The organism is Achromobacter sp. RTa (genome assembly GCF_000757485.1).
Classification (GTDB): Bacteria; Pseudomonadota; Gammaproteobacteria; order Burkholderiales; family Burkholderiaceae_B; genus Achromobacter.
Genome location: NZ_JPYO01000027.1, coordinates 187,197 through 207,279, shown reverse-complemented (window position 1 = coordinate 207,279; position 20,083 = coordinate 187,197). Strand labels below are relative to the sequence as shown.

Here is a 20,083-nt window from a genome sequence, read left to right as displayed (position 1 = left end):
CGGGTTGCGCCGGAGTCCGCCTGCTCAGGCGGCGGCCAGCAATTCGGGTTCGGCGTCCAGGCTGTACCGGGTGAAGCTGCGGTTCAGGGCGGGCAGCGGAGCGACTTCCATCAGGCCGGCGGCGGGTTCCATGATGACCATGGCGACCGTGGCCGACAGATTGTCGTGGCTGCCCGGACGCGGCGGGCGGCAGACCGAATAGGGCGTGCCGAAATCGTCGAACAGGGCGCGCTTGAGGTCTTCCCGCGTCAGTTGCTGGCTTTCATTCAGCAGACGGCGCACGCGCCAGTCGCGGTAGGCGCTTTCGGGCGTGCTGGCGCGGCCCGTGTCGCGCAGCTTGCTCAGGGCGACTTCGCTGACCCAGTGGTTGGCGTGCACGATCAGGTCGTCGCTGCCGGGGTAGATGGGGAAGGCCTCGTCGATGGTGCATTCATAGTCGACGCCGAAACCCGCGGCCATGCCGATCATGATGTTGTTGGAGCAGGACTTGGGAGTCGTCGCCACCGCCTTGATGGCGAGCGCGAAATGTTCCTGCTCCAGCACCTTGCGGCGGATCAGCGACAGCGGCACGCCCAGCTGGCGGAAGTCGCGGTCGGATTCCAGGTAATTGGCGGTGATGGAGACGCCGGCGCTGTTCAGGCCGCTGCGAGCCAGGCCGCCCGCTTCGACGAAGGTCAGGATGTCGGGGCCGTTGTCGTTGCGCACGCGCAGCACGATGGCGGTCTCGGCGCACTCGGCGCGCCAGTCCCAGTTCTGGCCGTGGATGAGGCGGCCGTTGGCCGAGCGCGTGGGCAGGATCATCGCGCCGGTGCAGCCGTCGCCCGGTTCCAGCTCGGCGGCTTTCTTCTTTTCGGCGCGGGCCTTGGCGATCACCTCGGTGCGCGCGTTGACCATCACGATGTCTTCGAAAGGCACGTCGGCGCCGGCGGCGATGCCGCGCATTTCTTCCAGGTAATGCGGCGCGAAATTCTCGATTTCGCGGGCGAAGCCGGTGATGAGCTGGGTGCGCGCCATGGCGTCATACCCCAGGTCGACCAGCGTCTGGCCGTACATCGCGGCGCTCTTGCGCACGCGGTCGGCGGCTTGCTGGCCATAGGAACGGCCGCGGGCCTCGGGCGAGCCCGAAACCGATACGAAGGGAAATTGGGTGATCTGGGTCATGGACGGATGGCGGCGCGTCTTGCCGCAAAAGCAGGGATGGGAAATGAGAGCCAAAAAATGTTAGCTTATTTTGGCGCCAATATTGCTCAGGGTTTACCAGGGCAGGCGGGCGCGGCGCGCAGGCGCCGACGCCCGCCTTTGCCGGCATCAGCGGGCCGGGACGTGGCGGGCGGCCAGATCGCCGCAGGTCATGAACGAGGCGCCGGCCGCGCGGAAACGGTCCAGCAATTGTTCGACCTTTTGCAGGCGCGCCGCCCGGCCGACGCCGATGTCCGCCCGCGGGTGCAGCGTCAGGCAGGCGTAGCCGTCCGCCTCCAGCAGCGCATCGCCTTGCTCTACCCAATGCGCATAGGCGCGGTCCTGCGTAACGCGCCGGCTGAAATGCGTGGCGTCGCACAGGCCTTCGCTCCAGGGCAGCTCCAGCATGCCCGGCCCGCCGTCGGCGTCCAGGGCATACGGGGCGTCGTCGTCGATCGCGCTGCTGTCGTAGCGGTAGCCAAGCTGATGCAGCAGCGGCACGGTACGGGCCGTGAACCCGCTGCTCGTGTAGCGGAATCCCTGCGGCGGGGAGCCGGTCAGGCCGGCCAGGCGTTCGCGGGCCCGCTCCAGCACTTCGCCCTCACGGTCTCCAAGCGTGGCCAGGTCTTCGAAGGCGTTGCCTTGGGAGGCCGCTTCGTGGCCGTCGCGCAGGCTTTGTTCCAGCAGGTCGCGGCATCGCTCGGCCTCGAACGCGGGCCAGAACAGGGTGGCGCGGATGCCTTGCCGGCGCAGCATGTCCAGCACGCGGGCCAGTCCCCCGCCATAGGCATAGCGGCCATGCGCGTCGCGGCCGTGCAGCGAGGATTCGGGCTGGACCGCGGCTTCGGGGCCGATGCCATGCACGTTCAGGGTGACTACTACGGTCTTGCCGGTGCTCATGCGCTTCTCCAGGCGTCGGGACGGGCCAGGCAGTGGCGCGCCAGCGCTTCCAGCGTCATGACGTGCACGTCGGGCTGCGCGCCCGCGTAGGCAAGGAAACGGTCCAGGGCGGCGGCCCGCGCGGGCGTGCCGGAGCCGCCGGCCGCCTTGGGATGCACGGTCAGGTGCACATAGCCTTCGGCCCGGCGCAAGGCTTCGAACTCCTGAACCCAGTTGTCGCAGGCTTCCGCGGCGAGGCTGTGGCCGGTGAAATAAAAAGGGTAGTCGTCCAGCGACACGGTGTTGTTGGGCAGCATGATGAAGTCCGCTGCGCCGTCCGCGTCCGGCGGCAGGTAGGGCCGGTCCTGGTCTTTCTCGCTGGCGTCGTAACGGTAGCCCAGCCGTCGCAGCACGGGCAGGGTGCGGTGGCTCTTGCGGCCCGACGGCGAGCACCAGCCCACGGGCGTCACGCCCAGCTCCCGCTGGATGATGCGGTGGGTCTTCTCCAGCAGCGCGGGCTCATCCTCGCCCAGGTCCCAGGCTTCGTGCAGATAGCCATGCGCGGCAATTTCGTGCCCCGCCGCCAGGATGTCGTGGAAGACGGCAGGGTAGTGCTCCACGTCATAGCCGCAGGCGAAAAACGTGGCGGGCATGCCGTGGCGGGCCAGTATCTCCAGATGCCGGGGCACGCCTCGCCGGATGGCGTAGCGGCCAGCCGTGTGGGGACCGGCGGGAAACTGCTTGCGGCCGACCTCGACGGCAGGGCCGTCGACGTGGACGGTGACGCAGAGCACTGCGCGCACGGGCGCCGCGTCCGCGGCGCGCAGCCCCTGGTCGCGCAGTTCGCGGTCCAGCGCCAGCCAGGGGTTGGAGCTCGCGTCGGGCGGAACGCCATAGGGAATCCGTTGCATCAGCTGGCCTTGATGTTGGCGTTTTTGATCAGGGCGCGCCATTTCTCGCTTTCCGAGGCCACGAAGCGGCCCAGTTCCGCGGGCGTTCCGCCATGCAGTTCCAGCCCGTTTTGCGTCAGTTGGGCCAGGGCTGGCTGCTTGAGCGCGCTTTGCACGGCGGCGTTGAGCGTCTTGACGATGTCGGCGGGCGTGCCGGCGGGCGCGAACACGCCGTTCCAGCCTATGGCCTGGTAGCCGGGAAAGCCCGATTCCGCTACGGTCGGCACGTCGGGCAGCGCCTGGGCGCGCTGCGCCGAGGTCACGGCCAGCGGGCGCGATTTGCCGCCCTGGATGAATTGCTGCTGGTTGATCACCACGTCCATCAGGATCGGGAACTGCCCGCCCAGGAAGTCGTTGACGGCTGCCGCTGCGCCCTTGTACGGAACGCCGGGCAGGTCCAGGCCCGCCGTGGCCTTGAGCAGTTCCATGGCCAGGTGGGCCGAACTGCCGTTCTGCGTGATGCCGTAGAAGTACTTGCCCGGATTCGCCTTGATGATGGCCACGAGTTCCTGCAGGGTGCGCGCCGGGAACGACGGATGCACGACCAGCACGTTGTTGTAGTAGCAGACCATCGACACCGGCTCGAAATCCTTGATGGGGTCGTAGGCGATGTTCTCGTACAGGCTCTGGTTCACGGTATGCGTGCCCGTGGAGCCGAGCGCGATGGTGTATCCGTCGGGAACGGCGCGCGCCGCCTGCTGGGTGCCGATGATGCCCGCCGCGCCGCCCTTGTTGATGACGACGACGCTTTGCTTGAGGGCTTCGCCGATGCCCTGGGCCAGCGGGCGCGCCACCAGGTCGGTGCCGCCGCCGGCGGGAAAGGGCACGATGAACTGGACAGGCCGCTCGGACGGATAGCCGGCCGCCCAGGCGCGGCGCGGACGGCCCAGCGCCGCGCCCGCGAGGGCGGCGGCCGAAGCCCCCAGGAAATGGCGGCGGTTGATTCCGCCTTCGGTGCCGCGGGATTGCTTCATGGATATTCCCCTTGTCGTGGTTCGCAAGCCTGCGTTCTATGAAGCGGCATGCAGGTTGTTTATTTAAGAAATATCATTATTCGATAAAAATTAAACCAGTAAAAGTTAAATTTATCTATAAATGATAAAAATTAAGAAATCCATAGCTTAGGTCTTGCCTTGTGGCAAGTATCGATAGGCGCAGTCGATGACGCCCCGGCACCCCGTGGCGCCTGTGATACGCTGCGGCCGATTCCGCGTTGTTCCTGGCCCCGATCCCATGTCCACCCTGAAGCGAGCCCTAGCGATTCTTGACCTCTTCAGCCTCGAAACCCCGGTGCTGACGGCGGAAGAGATCATTTCCCGCCTGGCGTATTCGGCGCCCACGGGCTACCGGTACATCCGCGACCTGTCGGACCTGGGCTACCTGCTGCGCATGACGGGAGGGGGGTACAAGCTGGGGCCGCGTATCATCGAACTGGACCACCTGATCATCGATGGCGACCCGGTGCTGGCCGTGGCGCGGCCCATCATGCGCGAGGTGGTGGACCAGGTAGGCGGCGACGTGCTGCTCAGCGTGATCCATGGCCTGCGCATCCTGAACATCCACCATGAACGCGGCCCGGACGAGCTGGGCATTCCGCATGGACGCGGCCGCGCGCATCCGCTGTTCCGCGGGGCCACCGCCAAGACCATCGTGGCGTTCCTGCCGCGCAAGGACCAGCGCCGCCTCTATGAAGCGCATCCGGATGAGATTCTCGATCTGGGACTGGGCGGGACGCTGGCGGAATTCACGGGCAAGCTGGACCAGATCCGGGTGCAGGGCTTCTATCTGGGCGTGGGCGAGATTTCGCCGGAACGCGCGGGCATTGCGGTGCCCGTGTTCCAGGAAGACCGCCGCGTCTTCGGCGCGCTGACGGTCACTTTCCTGGCGACGCGCCTGAACACGATTGCGCAGGACAGGACGGCGGCGCTGCTGCAGTCGGCCGCGCGCCGCATCGAGTCGCTGGCGCTTGCCACGCGCATGAAGGAGCAGGCCCCCGCGGCGTGATGCGCCGCGGGGCGGCGCGGCAAGTCCGGTCCGGCTACTGCTGCGCCGCGTCCTGCGGCGCGCGCACCGGAGACCCCATGGCCTGGAACAGCGCCGCCGTTTCGGTCAGGCGCGCATCGGCGTAGTCGATCTCGCGCAGCCGGGCGGCGACGTAGTGCTGTTCGGCCGCGTACTCGGTATAGGGTGGCAGCGCGCCCAGGCGGACGCGGCTGGCGGTGTTGCGGTACGACTGCTCCGCCGCCTTGCGCGACGCCTCGGCCGAGGCCAGCGCCTGTCCGCCCGCATCCAGGCGCGATAGCGTGTCGGCCACGTCGCGGAACGCCGTCAGCACGGTTTGCTTGTATTGCAGCAGCGAGGCTTCGTAGCGTTCCTTGGCCGCGCTGCGTTCGGCCAGCAGCGCGCCGCCATGGAAGATGGGCTGCGTCAGCGACGCGCCGACGGCCCAGATGGCGCCGGCGCCCGACATGGCCGTGGCCCAGTTGAAGCCTGCCTGCCCCATGGAGGCCGACAGCGACAGGCTGGGGAACAGCTGCGCCGTGGCCGTGCCCACGTCGGCGGCGGCGGCCTGCACCACGGCGTCGGCCAACAGGATGTCGGGGCGCGAAGCCAGCAGTTCCGACGGCACCACAACGGGCACTTGCCCCGGCACGGCCAGCATGCCGAAGGCCAGGTCGGGCGGGGCCTGGTCCGGGTTGCGGCCGAGCAGCACGGCCAGCGCGTGCCGCGTGGCATGCCAGCGGGCGCGCAGCCCGGGCAGCGAGGCTTCCAGCGTTGCGGCGTCCTGGTCGGCGTCGAGCGCATCGTTCTGCGACGCGGCGCCCAGCTCGTAGCGGCGCTGCGTATCGCGCGCGACCTGGCGCGCCAGCACCACCTGTTTCTCGGTCAGGGCCACGCGCTCCGCCAGCGCGGCGGAGGCGATGGCCCCGGTGACGATGTTGCCGGCCAGCGAGCGCCTGGCGGATTCGAGCTGAAAGGCCTGCTGCGCCACCTGGGCGGCGAGCGACAGGTTCGCGAAGCGCGCCGCGCCGAACAGGTCCAGGTCGTACCGGGCCTGGATCTGGCCGGTGAAGACGTTGTAGCGGGCCGTGGGTTCCGGTAGGTTCGGCATCGTGAGCGCGCGCCTGCGGGAGGCGTCCGCGCCGACATCGACGGAAGGCAGCAGGGACGCGTTCACCTGGCCGCGCAATTGTTCGCGGGCGCCGGCAAGATTGCGCTCCGCGGCGGCCAGGTCGGGGCTGTTGGCCAGGCCTTCTTCGACCAGCGCGTTCAGCGCTTCGGAGCCATAGCGCTTCCACCATTCGGGAACCGGCCGGGCGCCATGTTCAAAACGCTGGGCCACGCCTTGGGCGGGGGCGCCGGCGGCGGGCGCAGGCTCCACGCCGTATTGCGCGGGCTGGGCCACGGCGGGTGGCTTGCTGCTGGGCGCGAAGGCGCAGGCGCCCAGGGCCAGCAGCAAGGGCAGGGCGGCGAGCCGGGCGGGTCGGACCGGGAATCTGGCGATGGTCATTGGACTGCCTCCACGCAGCGCATGCCGGCGTTCGTCCTTGGGGCGGCTCGGCGGGCTCATGCTCCTCGCTCCACGGTGTCGCTGGCGTTCGCGCCCGGCGGCACGCCTTCGGGCTCGTCGCGCTCGTCGTGGCGGACGCGGAACCAGGCGGCGTAGAGCGCAGGCAGGAAGAACAGCGTCAGCACCGTTGCGCTGGTGATCCCGCCCATCAGGGCGGTGGCCATGGGGCCGAAGAAGTTGCTGCGCAACAGCGGGATCAGGGCCAGCACGGCCGCCGCGGCGGTCAGCGTGATGGGCCGGAAGCGCCGCACGGTGGCGCCGACGATTGCGTCCACGCGCTTGTGGCCCGCGCCGATGTCCTGTTCGATCTGGTCGACCAAAATGACCGAGTTGCGCATGATGATGCCGAACATGGCGATCACGCCCAGCATGGCCACGAAGCCGAACGGCTTGCCGAACATCAGCAGCGCGGCGACCACGCCGATGAGCCCGAGGGGGGCGGTCAGCACCACCATCATGACCCGGGCGAAACTTTGCAGCTGAATCATCAGCAGGGTCAGCACGGCGACCGCCATCAACGGCATCTGGGCGTTGATGGACGACTGGCCCTTGCCGCTTTCCTCCACGGGGCCGCCCACTTCGATGCGGTATCCGACCGGCAGGCCGGCGCGCAGGGCGTCGAGCTTCGCGTCGATGGCGTGGGTGACGTCGATGCCCTGCGCGCCGCCGGTCACGTCGGCCTGCACCGTGATGGTGGGCTGGCGGTCGCGTTCCCAGATGACGCCGTATTCAAGGTCGTAGCGGACGTGGCCCAGGCTGCCCAGCGGCACCGGGCCGTTGGGGGTGGGCATGGCCAGGGTGGCCAGGCGGGCGGGATCGATCCGCTCGTCCTGCGGCGCGCGCAGGCTGACGTTGATCAGCTTGTCGCGTTCGCGGTATTGCGTCACCGCGTAGCCCGACAGCGTCATGGCGAGGAAATCGGAAATGTCGCTGGAACTGATGCCCAGCTCGCGCGCCCTCTGCTGATCGATCTCGAAGCGCGCCGAACGTTCCGAGGGCTCGTCCCAATCGAACTGCACGTTCGTCGAACGCTTGTCGGCGCGGACCTGGGCTGCCACCTTTTCGGCCACCGCCCGCACTTCCGAGATCTCGTCGCCGCTGACGCGGAACTGCACTTGGAAACCCACGGGCGGCCCGTTTTCAAGCCGCGACAGGCGGCTGCGGATGGCCGGGAACTCATTGCGCAGCATGGGCTGCAGCCACTGGGCCAGCTTTTCCCGGTCATCCACGGAATGGGTGGTGATCACCAGTTGGGCGAAGTTGGGGGTGGCGAGCTGCTGGTCCAGCGGCAGGTAGAAGCGCGGCGCGCCGCTGCCGACGAAGCTGACCGAATGCTCGATCTCGGGGCGTCCTACCAGGGCCTTTTCCAGCCGTTCGACCTGGCGCAGCGTGGCGGCGAACGAAGCGCCTTCCTGCAGCCGCACGTCCACCAGCAGCTCGCTGCGGTCGGAACTGGGAAAGAACTGCTGGGGCACGAGCCCGAAACCGGCCATCGAGACCACGAACGCCACGATCGTGCCGCCCAGCACCAGGTAGCGGCGGTCCACGCACCACGCGACCCAGCCGCGCAGGCGCAGGTAGAAGCGCGTGTTGTAGATGTCGTGTTCGTGATCGTCGGGCAAGTGGGCCTCGCGCTTGCGCTCGGGCAGCATCCGGTAGCCCAGCAGCGGGATCAGCACCACGGCGGCGAACCACGAGGTGATCAGCGCAATGGCCGACACCTGGAAGATCGAGCGGGTGTACTCGCCCGTACTGGACTTGGCCAGCGCGATCGGCAGGAAACCCGCCACGGTGACCAGGGTGCCGGTCAGCATGGGAAAGGCGGTGCTGGTGTAGGCGAACGCCGCCGCGCGGGCGCGGCTCCAGCCCTGTTCCAGCTTCACGGCCATCATCTCGACCGCGATGATCGCATCGTCCACCAGCAGGCCCAGGGCCAGCACCAGCGTGCCCAGCGACACCTTGTGCAAACCGATGCCGAACATGTCCATGAACAAGGCGGTGACCGCCAGCACCACCGGAATGGAAATGACCACCACCATGCCGGTGCGCAGCCCCAGCGAGACCAGGCTCACGACCAGCACGATGGCGACGGCTTCCGCCACCGAGCGCAGGAATTCGTCTACCGAGTCCGACACCGCCCGCGGCATGCTGGACACTTCCTTCAACGTGAGGCCGGCAGGCAGCTGGGCCTGGAGCTCGCCGAACTTGGCGGCCAGCGATTTGCCCAGGTGCACCACGTCCTGCCCGGGCTGCATCGTGATGCCTATCCCCAGCGCCAGACGGCCGCCCAGCCGCATCTGCTCTACGGGCGGGTCGTCGTAGCCGCGGCGGATCGTGGCGATGTCGCCCAGCCGGACCGACTTGCCGTCGATCCGGATCAGCGTGTCCGCCAGCGCGCGGGTGTTTGCATACTGGCCGGTGGGGCGCACGAAGACGCGGTCGTCGGCGGTTGTCAGAGTGCCGGCGCTGGCCACGGCGTTCTGGCTGTTGATGGCCTGGGCGATCTGCTGCGGCGATACGCCCAGCCGGGTCAGCTGCGCGTTGGTGATTTCGACGTAGACATGCTCGGGCTGCTCGCCGAAGTAGTCCACTTTGGCCACGCCGGGCACGCGCAGGAGCACGGTGCGCAGCTTGTCCGCGTAGTCGCGCAGCTGGGCGGGTGAAAAGCCGTCGCCCTGCAGCGTGTAGATGTTGGTGTAGACGTCGCCGAATTCGTCGTTGAAAAAGGGGCCTTGCACGCCCTGGGGCAGGGTCGCCGCGATGTCGCCGACCTTCTTGCGGACCTGGTACCACTGCTCGGCCACGGTGCTGGCGGGCGCCGAGTCCTTCATGGTGTAGAAGATTAGGGATTCGCCGGGCCGGGAATAGCTGCGCATGAAATCCGTATTGGAGGCTTCCTGCAGCTTCTTGGCGATGCGGTCGGTGACCTGCTCCTGCACCTGCTGGGCGGTGGCGCCGGGCCAGAGCGTCTGGATGACCATGACCCGGAACGTGAAAGGCGGGTCCTCGGACTGCGCGAGCTTCGAGTAGGAAAGCACGCCGAACAGGGTCACCAGCGTGATGAGGAAAATGACCAGCGGCTGGTGGCGCAGCGCCCACGCCGACAGGTTGAAGCGGCCTTCCTCGTGGCGTTGCGCCCGGACGTCCTGATCGGGGCGGCTCATGAGGCGTAGTCCTCGGGATGCAGGGGCGGCACGGGGCGCACCTTTTCGCCGGCCGTCACGGTGTGCACGCCCTGCCACACCACGCGCTCGCCCGCTTGCAGGCCGTCCGCGAGCGTGACGGTGCGCGCGTCGTAGCGCAGCACGTCGACGCGGCGAAGTTCCAGGGTGTCTTCGCCGCGCTTCACGACCCAGACCGCGGGCGCGGGGCCGTCATGGAACAGCGCGGTGGCGGGAACCGTAAAGGTGTCGCGCTTTTCGTCCGCGGGGTTGTCGAAGCTGATGCTGGCGGTCATGCCCAGCCGCACCTCGGGGCCGGGCGCCTCCAACGTGAGCTTGGCGCGATACGTGCGGCTGCGCGGATCCGCGGCGGGCGAGATCTCGCGCAGCACGGCGGCGTAGGTCCGGCCGGGCAGGGGGCCGAGGGTGACGCTGGCCCGCTGGCCGATGGCCAGGCCGGCCAGCACGCTTTCCGGCACATCGCAGAGAGCGTCGATGTCTCCGGCCCAGGCCAGGCTGTACACCGGTTCGCCAGCGCCGACGTTCTGGCCGGTATCGGCCTGCTCCGCGGTGATGACGCCCGCGTGGTCGGCCTGCAGCGTCGTGTACTTCAGCTGGTCGGCCGACAGCGCGGCCTGCTGGGCGGCCTGATCGCGCTGCGCCAGCGCGGCGGCATAGGCATTGCGGGTCTGTTCCAGCTGAGTCGTGGCGATCAGGTTTTCGCGTGCCTGGGCGCGGTCGCGGTCCAGTTGCTGGCGAGCATAGTCGAGCTGGTGCTGGGCGGCCTTCAATTGCGCCCGGGCGCTTGCCGCATTCTTGCTGGCGTCGGCAGGATCCAGCCGGGCCACGACCTGTCCGGGCTCGACGGCATCGCCCAGCCTGACGCTGCGTTCGATGATCTTGCCTCCCACGCGGAAGGATAGCGGCGTGCTGTAGCGCGCCTGCACCTCTCCGGGCAAGGTCCAGGCGGGCAGGCGTTCGTCGGCCTGCGCCGGCATGGCCACGACGGGGCGGGGGGCCGGCGCCGGGGCTTCGTTGCGGCCGCAGCCGGCAAGGGCCAGCGCCAGCGCCGCCGCGGCGGATAGCGCCCGCATGCGCGGCCGGGGGCGGCGGGCGTGGAAAGTGGGCGGCGCCGCGTCGGCGGCGGGGTTGCGGGCGACAAGGCGCGCGCAAGGGCCAGGGCAAGTCACGGAACACCTCGCGGCGCGTGGAGGGAAGGAAACAGTTCTAAGGCCGGATCAGGCCCGATACGGCATGGATTCTAATACAGGTATGTATTTGGATTCAATGTTGAATCCGAAATCGGACCGAATGCTAAACTCCCGCCATGTCAAAAGTCCGTCTTACGCGAGAGCAAAGCCGTGACCAGACGCGGCAGCGTCTGTTCGACGCCGCGCAATCGATTTTTCTAGCCAAGGGGTTCGTGGCCGCCAGCGTCGAGGACATCGCCGAACAGGCGGGGTACACGCGCGGCGCGTTCTATTCCAATTTCGGCAGCAAGTCCGAACTGTTCCTGCAATTGCTCAAGCGCGACCACGAGAGCGTGATGGCCGATATGCGGGCCATCTTCGAGGACGGCGAATCGCGGGCGCAGATGGAAGCCCGCGTGCTCGAGTACTACTCCACGCACTACCGCGAGAACGACTGTTTCCTGCTATGGATGGAGGCCAAGCTCCAGGCCGCCCGCGATCCGGATTTCCGCGTGGGCTTCACGACCTGCCTGCGCGAACTGCGCGAGGCCACCACGGAATACATCCGCCAGTTCTCGGCGCGGGTGGGCACGCCGCTGCCCTTGCCGGCGGAACAACTGGCGCTGGGCCTGCTGGCCCTGTCGGACGGCATGCAGTTCAGCTATGCCTTCGATCCGCAGGCCGTTACCCCGGAAATGACCGAGGCGGTCCTGGCGGGGTTCTTCCGCCGCGTGGTGTTCGGCGAACCCGGCCAGGAATAGTCAGGGCAGCAATTCCGAGATCTCGATCAGGTTCAGGTCCGGGTCGCGCAGGTAGACCGAGCGGATCCTGCCGGTCGCGCCGGTGCGCGGCACGGGACCTTCGATGATGTCGGCGCCGGCCTGGCGCAACTGGACGATCACTTCGTCCAGGGGGCGGTCGGCGATGAAGCACAGGTCCAGCGCGCCCGGCACCGGCAGATGGGCCTTGGGTTCGAATTCATGGCCGCGCACGTGCAGGTTGATCTTCTGATTGCCGAAGCGCAGCGCCTGCCGGCCTTCGCCGAAGGTTTCCAGGCGCATGCCCAGGATGCGGGTGTAGAAATCCACCGTGGCGTCGGGGTCCGTGCAGGTCAGGACCAGGTGGTCCAGGCGATCGATCATGAGCGTCTCCGTATTGTCAGCCGGGCTTAGGGCGTGATAGTAATACCTGCGGCGCATTGGCCGGGCTGAGGGGGCCGGCGCCGGAATTCGCAACCCTTGGGTCAAAGGAGCGGCTGCATGTCTTCAGAAACCCGATCATCCACCATCAACCGGCCGGTGTTCTTTCCGGCAGCCATCTTTACGCTGCTGCTGGTCGGTTTCGCGATTCTGGCGCCGAAAGCGGCGCAAAGCCTGTTCGAGTCCGTACAGGGCTGGATCCTGGGCAACGCCAGCTGGTTCTACATACTGGTCGTGGCCATCATTCTGCTGGCCGTGGTGTTCCTGGCGGTGAGCCGCTATGGCGACATCAAGCTCGGGCCGGACCACAGCGAGCCCGACTACCGCAATTTCACCTGGTTCGCCATGCTGTTCTCGGCCGGCATGGGGATCGGGCTGATGTTCTTCGGCGTGGCGGAACCCGTCATGCACTTCATGTCTCCGCCGGTGGGAGAGGGCGGCACGGTGGCGGCGGCCCGCGAGGCCATGAAGATCACCTTCTTCCACTGGGGCCTCCACGCATGGGCCATCTACGCCGTGGTGGCGCTGATCCTGGCTTTCTTCAGCTATCGGCATGGCTTGCCCTTGACGCTGCGTTCGGCCCTGTATCCCCTGATCGGGAACCGCATCCACGGGCCGATCGGGCATGCCGTGGACATTTTCGCCATCATCGGCACGGTGCTGGGCGTGGCTACGTCCCTGGGGCTTGGCGTGGCGCAGATCAATAGCGGCCTCAACCATCTGTTCGACACGCCCGTCGGCGTGCCCACGCAGATCATCCTGATCATCGTGACCTGCGGCCTGGCGACCCTGTCGGTGGCCAGCGGCCTGGACAAGGGCATCCGCATCCTGTCCGAAACCAACCTGGTGCTGGCCGCCGTGCTGCTGCTGTTCGTGCTGGTGGTCGGGCCCACGGTGTTCCTGTTCCAGACCTTCGTGCAGAACACTGGCGCCTACCTGTCCGACATCGTCAACAAGACCTTCAACCTCTATGCCTACGAGCCTACCGACTGGATCGGCGGCTGGACGCTGTTCTACTGGGGATGGTGGATCGCCTGGTCGCCTTTCGTGGGCCTGTTCATCGCGCGCATATCGCGCGGCCGCACGATCCGCGAGTTCGTTACCGGCGTCCTGCTCGTGCCGGCGGGCTTCACCTTGTTCTGGATGACGGTGTTCGGCGATACCGCCATCCACATGATCCTGGTCGGCAAGGTGCAGGGCCTTGCGGAGGTCGTGCAGGCCGATTCGTCGCTGGCGCTGTTCGCCTTCCTGGAGCAATTGCCCTGGAGCGGCGTGCTGTCGGTCATCGCGATCGCGATGGTGGCGGTGTTCTTCGTCACGTCCGCCGACTCGGGGGCGCTGGTGGTCGACCTGCTGGCCTCCGGGGGATCGGACCGCACGCCCGTATGGCAACGGATTTTCTGGTCCGTGCTGATGGGCGCGGTAGCCATCGCCTTGCTGCTGGCCGACGGCCTGACGGCGTTGCAGACTGCAACCATCGCCAGCGCGCTGCCGTTTTCGGTGATCCTGCTGCTGTCGTTGTGGGGCCTGTTCAAGGCGCTGAAGCTGGACGCGACCAAGCGCGGCATACGCTACCAGTCGCTGACCCTGTCGCGCCCGGCGCGCGGCGGCCAATCCTGGGAACGGCGCCTGCGGAACATGGTCATGATGCCGCGCCGCGCGCATGTGCTGCGCTTCATCGCGGACGTGGCGCGGCCGGCGCTGGAGGACGTGGCCGACGAGCTGCGCCGCCAGGGCTACGCCGTCGCCGTGCGCGAGGACGAGGACCAGAGCTCGGTCACCCTCGAGGTGTCGCATGGCGATTACCTGGACTTCTGGTACTCCGTGAGGCCCGAGGCCTTCGTGCGGCCCAGCCTGACGCCCGAAGAGGCGGCCGACGAGGACGAGCGCAAATACTTCCGCGCCGAGGTCCATCTGCGCGAAGGCGGGCAGGACTACGACATCATGGGCTGGAGCCGCGACGCCGTCATCGGCGACATCCTCGACCAGTACGAGCGCCACCGCCACTACCTGCACATGGTGCGCTAGCCTGCCGGCCGCCAGATTCTGGCGGCTTTTTTTTCGCGGCAATCCTGCCAATAACCCTGCGCTATCGCGGGGATTGCGTAAACCATTTTGACCAAATCGCAGCTATCATCGATTATTCCAAGAATAATCTTTGATAAATAGCGAGTGAATCATGAGGTCGAATTCAGGAGCGTGGACGGCTGGGGCCGTCGCATTGGCGGTGGCGCTGGCCGGCGGCGGCCTGTATTGGAAGTATGGCGGCGCCAAGCAGAACGGCGGCTGGGCCATGGCGCCGGCCAAGGTGGCCGTCGCGGCCGCCGAGCAGGCGGACTTCCCGGTGACCCTGGCCGGCATCGGTTCGCTGGAGGCCACGCGCCAGGTGCAGGTGGCGGCCGAGGTGGACGGCAGGGTGGCGCAGATCCTGTTCACGCCCGGTGAAAGGGTAAAGGCCGGCCAGTTGCTGGTGCAGCTGAACGACGCGCCGGAGCAGGGCGAGCTGGCGCGGCTGCAGGCCCAGGCGCGCAACGCGCGAGCGCTGCTGGACCGCACGCGCCGCCTGCTGCCGCAGCAGGCCGCCACGCGCGAACAGCTGGACCAGGCCCAGGCCGACTACGACCAGGCCGCCGGAGACATCAAGCGGGTGCAGGCGCTGATCGAGCAAAAGCGCGTCAAGGCGCCATTCGACGGCGTGCTCGGCGTGCGGCGCGTGAATCTCGGGCAATTCGCCCGGGCGGGCGATCCCCTGGTGTCCCTGACCGACGGTTCCACCATGTACGCGAACATTACGCTGCCGGAGCAGGCCCTCGGCGCGCTGCGCGTGGGCCAGCCCGTGACGGTGACGGTGGATGCGCATGCGGGGCGCGTCTTCGAGGGCAAGGTCACTACCGTGGAACCGCAGGTGGATCCGGGTTCGCGCACCGTGCGGGTGCAGGCGACGCTGGCAAACGCCGATGGCGCGCTGGCTGCCGGGATGTTCGCGCATGGCGAGGTCGGCCTGCCCGCCCGGCCCGGCGTGATCACCGTGCCGGAGACGGCCGTCAGCTACAGCGCCTACGGCGACTCCGTCTATGTGCTGACGCCGCCGAAGGCGGGGCAGGAATCCGCGGGTCCGACGGTGCGGCAGGCCTATGTGAAGACTGCCGAGCGCTCGCGCGGGCGGGTCGTCGTGACGGAAGGCCTGCTGGCGGGGGACCGCGTGGTCACCTCGGGCCAATTGCGCCTGCACAACGGCGCGGCGGTAGAGGTCAGCGCCGAGGACACCGTGGCGCTCGGCGGCGCGGAGCAAGCCGTGGCGCAGGCCCGGTGATGGCGCGGAGAAGAATATGAAATTCACAGATCTCTTCGTGCGCCGCCCGGTGCTGGCCCTGGTGGTCAGCACCCTGATCCTGCTGCTGGGCATCAAGGCCCTGAGCGGCCTGCCGGTGCGGCAGTACCCGCTGACCGAAAGCACCACCATCACGATTACCACGCAGTATCCGGGCGCGTCGCCCGACCTGATGCAGGGCTTCGTCACCCAGCCGATCGCGCAATCGGTGGCCACGGTGGAAGGTATCGATTATCTGTCTTCCTCGTCTACGCAGGGACGCAGCGTCATCACGGTGCGCATGAAGCTGAACGCCGATTCGAACAAGGCCATGACCGAGGTGATGGCCAAGGTCAACGAGGTCAAGTACCGGCTGCCGGAGGACGTGTATGACCCCGTGCTGGTGAAGTCCGCCGGCGAAGCGACCGCGGTGGCCTACGTGGGGTTCTCCAGTTCGACGCTGTCGCTGGCCGCGCTGACCGACTACCTGTCGCGCGTGGTGCAGCCGCAGCTGTCATCGATCGACGGCGTGGCGAGCGTGGAACTGTATGGCGGGCAGAAGCTGGCCATGCGGGTATGGCTGGATCCGGACCGCATGGCCGCGCGGGGCATTTCGGCGGGCGAACTGGCCGACGCGCTGCGCGAGAACAACGTCCAGGCCGCGCCTGGGCAGGCCAAGGGCCTGTATGTCGTGTCCAATATCCAGGTCAACACGGATCTCGTCAACGTGGCGGAATTCCGTGACATGGTCGTCAAGCGCGACGGCGATGCGATCGTGAGGCTGGGAGACGTGGCCACGGTGGAGCTCGGGGCGGCATCCACGGATTCCAGCGGCCTGATGGATGGCGAGCCGGCGGTGTACTTCGGCCTGAACGCCACGCCGGTGGGCAACCCGCTGGTCATCGTCAAACGCCTGAACGAGCTGCTGCCCAACATCAAGCAGAACCTGCCTCCGGGCACCAGCGTGCAGGTGCCGTTCGAGCTCGCCCGCTTCATCAGCGCCTCCATCGATGGCGTGGTGCACACGCTGATCGAGGCTATCGCCATCGTGGTGGCCGTGATCTTCCTGTGCCTGGGCTCCCTGCGCGCCGTGGTGATCCCGGTGGTGACCATTCCCCTGTCCATGCTGGGCGGAGCGGCGATCATGGCGCTGTTCGGCTTCAGCGTGAACCTCCTGACCCTGCTGGCCATGGTGCTCGCGATCGGCCTGGTGGTGGACGACGCCATCGTGGTGGTGGAAAACGTGCATCGCCACATCGAGGAGGGCAAGTCTCCGGTGCGCGCGGCCCTCATCGGCGCGCGCGAAGTCGCGGGTCCGGTGATCGCGATGACGATCACCCTGGCCGCGGTCTATGCGCCCATCGGCCTGATGGGAGGCTTGACCGGTTCGCTCTTCAAGGAGTTCGCCTTCACGCTGGCGGGCGCCGTGGTCGTCTCGGGCGTCATCGCGCTGACGCTGTCGCCCGTAATGAGCTCGTTCCTGCTGGACGCCCACGTTTCCGAGGGCTGGATGGCGCGCCGGGCCGAGCATTTCTTCGGCCGCCTGGGCGACGCCTACGGCCGCCTGCTGGACGTGTCGCTGCACCATCGCTGGGTGACGGGCCTGGTGGCGGTGGTGGTGCTGGCCAGCCTGCCGTTCCTGTACAACGCCGCCCAGCGCGAGCTGGCGCCGGTGGAGGACCAGTCCACGGTGCTGACCGCGGTGAAGTCTCCGCAGCACGCCAACATCGACTACGTGGAGAAGTTCGGCAAGAAGTGGGACGACGTGATGAAGACCCTGCCCGAGCAGAACGGGCGCTGGCTGATCAACGGTTCCGATGGCGTATCCAATAGCATCGGCGGCGTGGATTTCGTCCCCTGGGAGCAGCGCAAGCGCTCGGCGGACGAAATCCAGGCCGACATGCAATCGATGGCCAACCAGATCGAGGGCAGCAATATCTTCGCTTTCCAGCTGCCGTCGCTGCCCGGCTCCACTGGCGGGTTGCCGGTGCAGATGGTGCTGATGAGCGCTTCTGACTACCCGGTGGTCTACGAGGCCATGGAGGGACTGAAGAAGGCGGCGCGCGAAAGCGGCCTCTTCATGGTGGTCGACAGCGACCTGGATTACAACAACCCGGTCGTGCAGCTGAAGGTGGACCGGGCCAAGGCCAATAGCCTGGGCGTCACCATGAAGGCGATCGGGGATACGCTGGCCGTGCTGGTGGGCGAAAACTACGTGAACCGCTTCGGCATGGACGGGCGTTCCTACGATGTTATTCCGCAGAGCCTGCGCGAGCAGCGCATTTCGCCCGAGTCGCTGGCGCGCTACTACGTCAAGAGCGCCAGCGGCGCGCAGGTGCCGTTGTCGAACATCGTGAGCGTGTCCATGGGCGTCGAACCCAACAAGCTCACGCAGTTCAACCAGCTCAACGCCGCCACCTTCCAGGCGATTCCCATGCCGGGCGTCACCATGGGCGACGCGGTGCAGTTCCTGGCCCGGCAGGCGCAGGCGCTGCCGGCAGGCTTCAGCTACGACTGGCAGTCGGACGCGCGCCAGTTCACCCAGGAGGGGACGGCGCTGATGATCACCTTCATCTTCGCCATCATCGTGATCTACCTGGTGCTCGCCGCGCAGTACGAAAGCCTGCGCGATCCGTTCATCATCCTGGTGAGCGTGCCCATGTCGATCTGCGGCGCGCTGATCCCGCTGGCGCTCGGCATGGCGACGGTCAACATCTATACCCAGATCGGGCTGGTGACGCTGATCGGGCTGATCAGCAAGCACGGCATCCTGATGGTGGAGTTCGCCAACGAGATGCAGGTCAGCCACGGGCTGGACCGGCGCGCGGCCATGGAGCAGGCCGCCCGGATCCGCCTGCGCCCCATCCTGATGACCACGGCCGCGATGGTCATGGGGCTGATCCCGCTTCTCTTCGCGACGGGCGCGGGCGCGCACAGCCGCTACAGCCTGGGCCTAGTCATCGTGGTGGGCTTGCTGGTGGGCACGCTTTTCACGCTGTTCGTGCTGCCCACCGTCTACACCGTATTCGCCCGCGACCACCGGGCGGCGAACGATACGCCGCGCGCGCGGGAACTGGCGCTGGCGCAGGCCGAGGACGCCGCGGCGCCCGGCGCGTCCGCCTAGCCGAAGGAACCGATCATGAATGAATTTTCCCTATATACACGCCTGCGCCGCGGCGCCACGGCGCTCCTGGCGGCGCTGGCAGCCGCCGGCTGCGCGGTCGGGCCCGATTACCAGGCGCCGAGTCCGCAGCCCGTCGTTCTGGCCAGCCCCGAGCAGGCCCTTTTTTCCACGGACCGCGTGCAGCGCGATTGGTGGAAGCAACTGCAGGACCCGCAGCTGGACCGCCTGATCGGGCTTGCGCTGGAGCGCAACCTCGACATCCGCATCGCGCAGGCGCGCCTGGCCGAGTCCAGGGCGGTGCTGGACGAGAAGGAACTGGACAGGCTGCCCACGGTGACCCTGGACGGGGGCTACGAGCGCAGCCTGTCCCAGGCCAACCCCGGCGTCGCCGGGAGGCGCAATCTGGCCGAAAGCTACCGGGCGGGTTTCGACGCCACCTGGGAGTTGGATCTTTTCGGGCGCTTGCGGCGGGCCGCAGAAGGCGCGGCCGCGCGCAGCGAGGCACAGGCGGCGGACCTGGCCCAGGCCCGCATCGTGGTGACCGCCGAAGTGGCGCGCAACTACTTCGAGCTGCGGGGCGCGGAGCAGCGGCTGTCCGTGGCGCGCGCGAATCTGGCGAGCCAGCAAGACAGCCTGCGCGTGATCCAGGCCATGGTGTCAGCCGGCCGCGGCGACGAGGGCGATCTGGCGAGCGCCCGCGCCGAACTGGAAACCGTCCAGGCCAGCGTGCCGGTGCAGATCGCGGCCCGGCGCCTGGCGCAGTACCGGATCGCCGTGCTGGCGGGCCTGCGGCCGGTGGAGCTGGGCGAGCTGGACGCGGGCAAGACGCTGGCTCCCCTGACCGTCCGCCTGCCGATCGGCGACGTGGGCGCGCTGCTGTCCCGCCGGCCCGACATCCGGGCGGCCGAGCGCGGCATGGCGGCCGCCAATGCAGATGTAGGCGTGGCGACCGCGGAGTTGTACCCGCGCATCGACCTGGGGGGATTCCTGGGCTTCATCGCGCTGCGGGGCGCGGACTTCGGTTCGGCGGCCAGCCGGGGGTTCAGCGTGGCGGCCGCGGCGAACTGGCCCGCGTTTCACCTGCCCACGGCGCTGGCGCGCAAGCGCGGCGCGGTCGCGCGTTCCGAAGGCGAGGCGGCGCGCTACGAACAGACCGTGCTGCGCGCGGTCGAAGAGCTGGAAGCCGCGTTGACCGAGTACGGCGAGACCCAGCAGCGGTTGGGCAGCCTGGCGCAGGCTGCCTCGCATAGCGGCAGGGCGGCGGAACTGGCGCAGCTGCGTTACCGGGAAGGCGCTACGCCCTATTTGACGGTGCTGGACGCGCAGCGTACGCTTTTGCGCGCCCAGGACGCCGTCGCCGTGGCGGAGACCGAGTCCTATACCCGCCTGATTGCGCTCTACAAGGCGCTGGGAGGCGGCTGGGAGGCGGACCGGGAGACGGCGGGCGTTCCGCCAGGCCAGGCCCCGGGCTGACGCGCCCCGGGCTGGCGCGCCCCGGGCTGCCCCCTGGCGCGCCGTTC

The 20,083-nt window shown here is 68.0% G+C and carries 14 protein-coding genes; 6 read left to right on the top strand and 8 right to left on the bottom strand.

Annotated elements, in window-relative coordinates:
• Nucleotides 1–24: 24 nt before the first annotated feature.
• The 4 genes from JL37_RS09020 to JL37_RS09005 form a co-directional block, all read right to left on the bottom strand.
• Nucleotides 25–1,161, bottom strand: coding sequence for a C45 family peptidase (locus JL37_RS09020; RefSeq protein ID WP_043543842.1), 1,137 nt, complete (start codon nucleotides 1,159–1,161; stop codon nucleotides 25–27).
• A 147-nt stretch (nucleotides 1,162–1,308) separates the two neighbouring features.
• Nucleotides 1,309–2,079, bottom strand: a complete 771-nt coding sequence (locus tag JL37_RS09015; RefSeq protein ID WP_043543460.1) for a polysaccharide deacetylase family protein — start codon at nucleotides 2,077–2,079, stop codon at nucleotides 1,309–1,311.
• The gene (locus JL37_RS09010; protein ID WP_052097000.1) at nucleotides 2,076–2,969 is read right to left on the bottom strand and encodes a polysaccharide deacetylase family protein; all 894 of its coding nucleotides are present in this window, start codon (nucleotides 2,967–2,969) and stop codon (nucleotides 2,076–2,078) included. The genes JL37_RS09015 and JL37_RS09010 overlap by 4 nt, the downstream gene beginning before the upstream one ends.
• The gene (locus tag JL37_RS09005) at nucleotides 2,969–3,982 is read right to left on the bottom strand and encodes a tripartite tricarboxylate transporter substrate binding protein (RefSeq protein WP_043543458.1); all 1,014 of its coding nucleotides are present in this window, start codon (nucleotides 3,980–3,982) and stop codon (nucleotides 2,969–2,971) included. The genes JL37_RS09010 and JL37_RS09005 overlap by 1 nt, the downstream gene beginning before the upstream one ends.
• A 259-nt stretch (nucleotides 3,983–4,241) precedes the next feature.
• Here JL37_RS09005 and JL37_RS09000 point away from each other — a divergent pair, with 259 nt between their 5' ends.
• Nucleotides 4,242–5,012, top strand: a complete 771-nt coding sequence (locus JL37_RS09000) for an IclR family transcriptional regulator (protein WP_043543457.1) — start codon at nucleotides 4,242–4,244, stop codon at nucleotides 5,010–5,012.
• A 34-nt stretch (nucleotides 5,013–5,046) separates the two neighbouring features.
• Here JL37_RS09000 and JL37_RS08995 read toward each other — a convergent pair whose 3' ends face one another.
• The 3 genes from JL37_RS08995 to JL37_RS08985 are packed head-to-tail and all read right to left on the bottom strand — an operon-like array spanning nucleotide 5,047 to nucleotide 10,834.
• Nucleotides 5,047–6,519 (bottom strand): efflux transporter outer membrane subunit, encoded by a 1,473-nt coding sequence (locus tag JL37_RS08995; protein WP_043543454.1) that lies wholly within the window; start codon nucleotides 6,517–6,519, stop codon nucleotides 5,047–5,049.
• Between the two features lie 56 nt (nucleotides 6,520–6,575).
• Complete coding sequence (locus JL37_RS08990) at nucleotides 6,576–9,743, bottom strand: efflux RND transporter permease subunit (RefSeq protein WP_043543452.1); 3,168 nt, start codon at nucleotides 9,741–9,743, stop codon at nucleotides 6,576–6,578.
• Entirely contained in the window at nucleotides 9,740–10,834 is a 1,095-nt protein-coding gene (locus JL37_RS08985; protein WP_043543450.1) for an efflux RND transporter periplasmic adaptor subunit, read from the bottom strand. The genes JL37_RS08990 and JL37_RS08985 overlap by 4 nt, the downstream gene beginning before the upstream one ends.
• Before the next feature lie 233 nt (nucleotides 10,835–11,067).
• Here JL37_RS08985 and JL37_RS08980 point away from each other — a divergent pair, with 233 nt between their 5' ends.
• Nucleotides 11,068–11,691: a TetR/AcrR family transcriptional regulator gene (locus JL37_RS08980; RefSeq protein ID WP_043543448.1), complete on the top strand. Its 624-nt coding sequence runs from the start codon at nucleotides 11,068–11,070 to the stop codon at nucleotides 11,689–11,691.
• Here JL37_RS08980 and JL37_RS08975 read toward each other — a convergent pair whose 3' ends face one another.
• Entirely contained in the window at nucleotides 11,692–12,072 is a 381-nt protein-coding gene (locus tag JL37_RS08975) for a VOC family protein (protein WP_043543447.1), read from the bottom strand.
• 117 nt (nucleotides 12,073–12,189) lie between these two features.
• On the opposite strand from JL37_RS08975, the gene JL37_RS08970 reads away from it, so the two are divergent.
• From JL37_RS08970 to JL37_RS08955, 4 genes are all read left to right on the top strand, one after another.
• The gene (locus JL37_RS08970) at nucleotides 12,190–14,157 is read left to right on the top strand and encodes a choline BCCT transporter BetT (protein WP_043543445.1); all 1,968 of its coding nucleotides are present in this window, start codon (nucleotides 12,190–12,192) and stop codon (nucleotides 14,155–14,157) included.
• Between the two features lie 151 nt (nucleotides 14,158–14,308).
• On the top strand, nucleotides 14,309–15,442 hold the full coding sequence (locus tag JL37_RS08965) for an efflux RND transporter periplasmic adaptor subunit (RefSeq protein ID WP_043543443.1): 1,134 nt from the start codon (nucleotides 14,309–14,311) through the stop codon (nucleotides 15,440–15,442).
• 16 nt (nucleotides 15,443–15,458) lie between these two features.
• Nucleotides 15,459–18,563 carry a MexW/MexI family multidrug efflux RND transporter permease subunit gene (locus JL37_RS08960; protein WP_043543441.1) on the top strand — a complete coding sequence of 1,035 codons (3,105 nt, stop codon included), beginning with the start codon at nucleotides 15,459–15,461 and terminating at the stop codon, nucleotides 18,561–18,563.
• 15 nt (nucleotides 18,564–18,578) lie between these two features.
• The gene (locus tag JL37_RS08955; RefSeq protein ID WP_043543438.1) at nucleotides 18,579–20,036 is read left to right on the top strand and encodes an efflux transporter outer membrane subunit; all 1,458 of its coding nucleotides are present in this window, start codon (nucleotides 18,579–18,581) and stop codon (nucleotides 20,034–20,036) included.
• Nucleotides 20,037–20,083: the final 47 nt, after the last annotated feature.

What these genes read in the sequence shown, in the direction of transcription:
- JL37_RS09020 (WP_043543842.1), bottom strand. Translation starts at nt 1,161, where the DNA reads ATGACCCAGATCACCCAATTTCCCTTCGTATCGGTTTCGGGCTCGCCC.
- JL37_RS09015 (WP_043543460.1), bottom strand. Translation starts at nt 2,079, where the DNA reads ATGAGCACCGGCAAGACCGTAGTAGTCACCCTGAACGTGCATGGCATC.
- JL37_RS09010 (WP_052097000.1), bottom strand. Translation starts at nt 2,969, where the DNA reads ATGCAACGGATTCCCTATGGCGTTCCGCCCGACGCGAGCTCCAACCCC.
- JL37_RS09005 (WP_043543458.1), bottom strand. Translation starts at nt 3,982, where the DNA reads ATGAAGCAATCCCGCGGCACCGAAGGCGGAATCAACCGCCGCCATTTC.
- JL37_RS09000 (WP_043543457.1), top strand. Translation starts at nt 4,242, where the DNA reads ATGTCCACCCTGAAGCGAGCCCTAGCGATTCTTGACCTCTTCAGCCTC.
- JL37_RS08995 (WP_043543454.1), bottom strand. Translation starts at nt 6,519, where the DNA reads ATGACCATCGCCAGATTCCCGGTCCGACCCGCCCGGCTCGCCGCCCTG.
- JL37_RS08990 (WP_043543452.1), bottom strand. Translation starts at nt 9,743, where the DNA reads ATGAGCCGCCCCGATCAGGACGTCCGGGCGCAACGCCACGAGGAAGGC.
- JL37_RS08985 (WP_043543450.1), bottom strand. Translation starts at nt 10,834, where the DNA reads ATGCGGGCGCTATCCGCCGCGGCGGCGCTGGCGCTGGCCCTTGCCGGC.
- JL37_RS08980 (WP_043543448.1), top strand. Translation starts at nt 11,068, where the DNA reads ATGTCAAAAGTCCGTCTTACGCGAGAGCAAAGCCGTGACCAGACGCGG.
- JL37_RS08975 (WP_043543447.1), bottom strand. Translation starts at nt 12,072, where the DNA reads ATGATCGATCGCCTGGACCACCTGGTCCTGACCTGCACGGACCCCGAC.
- JL37_RS08970 (WP_043543445.1), top strand. Translation starts at nt 12,190, where the DNA reads ATGTCTTCAGAAACCCGATCATCCACCATCAACCGGCCGGTGTTCTTT.
- JL37_RS08965 (WP_043543443.1), top strand. Translation starts at nt 14,309, where the DNA reads ATGAGGTCGAATTCAGGAGCGTGGACGGCTGGGGCCGTCGCATTGGCG.
- JL37_RS08960 (WP_043543441.1), top strand. Translation starts at nt 15,459, where the DNA reads ATGAAATTCACAGATCTCTTCGTGCGCCGCCCGGTGCTGGCCCTGGTG.
- JL37_RS08955 (WP_043543438.1), top strand. Translation starts at nt 18,579, where the DNA reads ATGAATGAATTTTCCCTATATACACGCCTGCGCCGCGGCGCCACGGCG.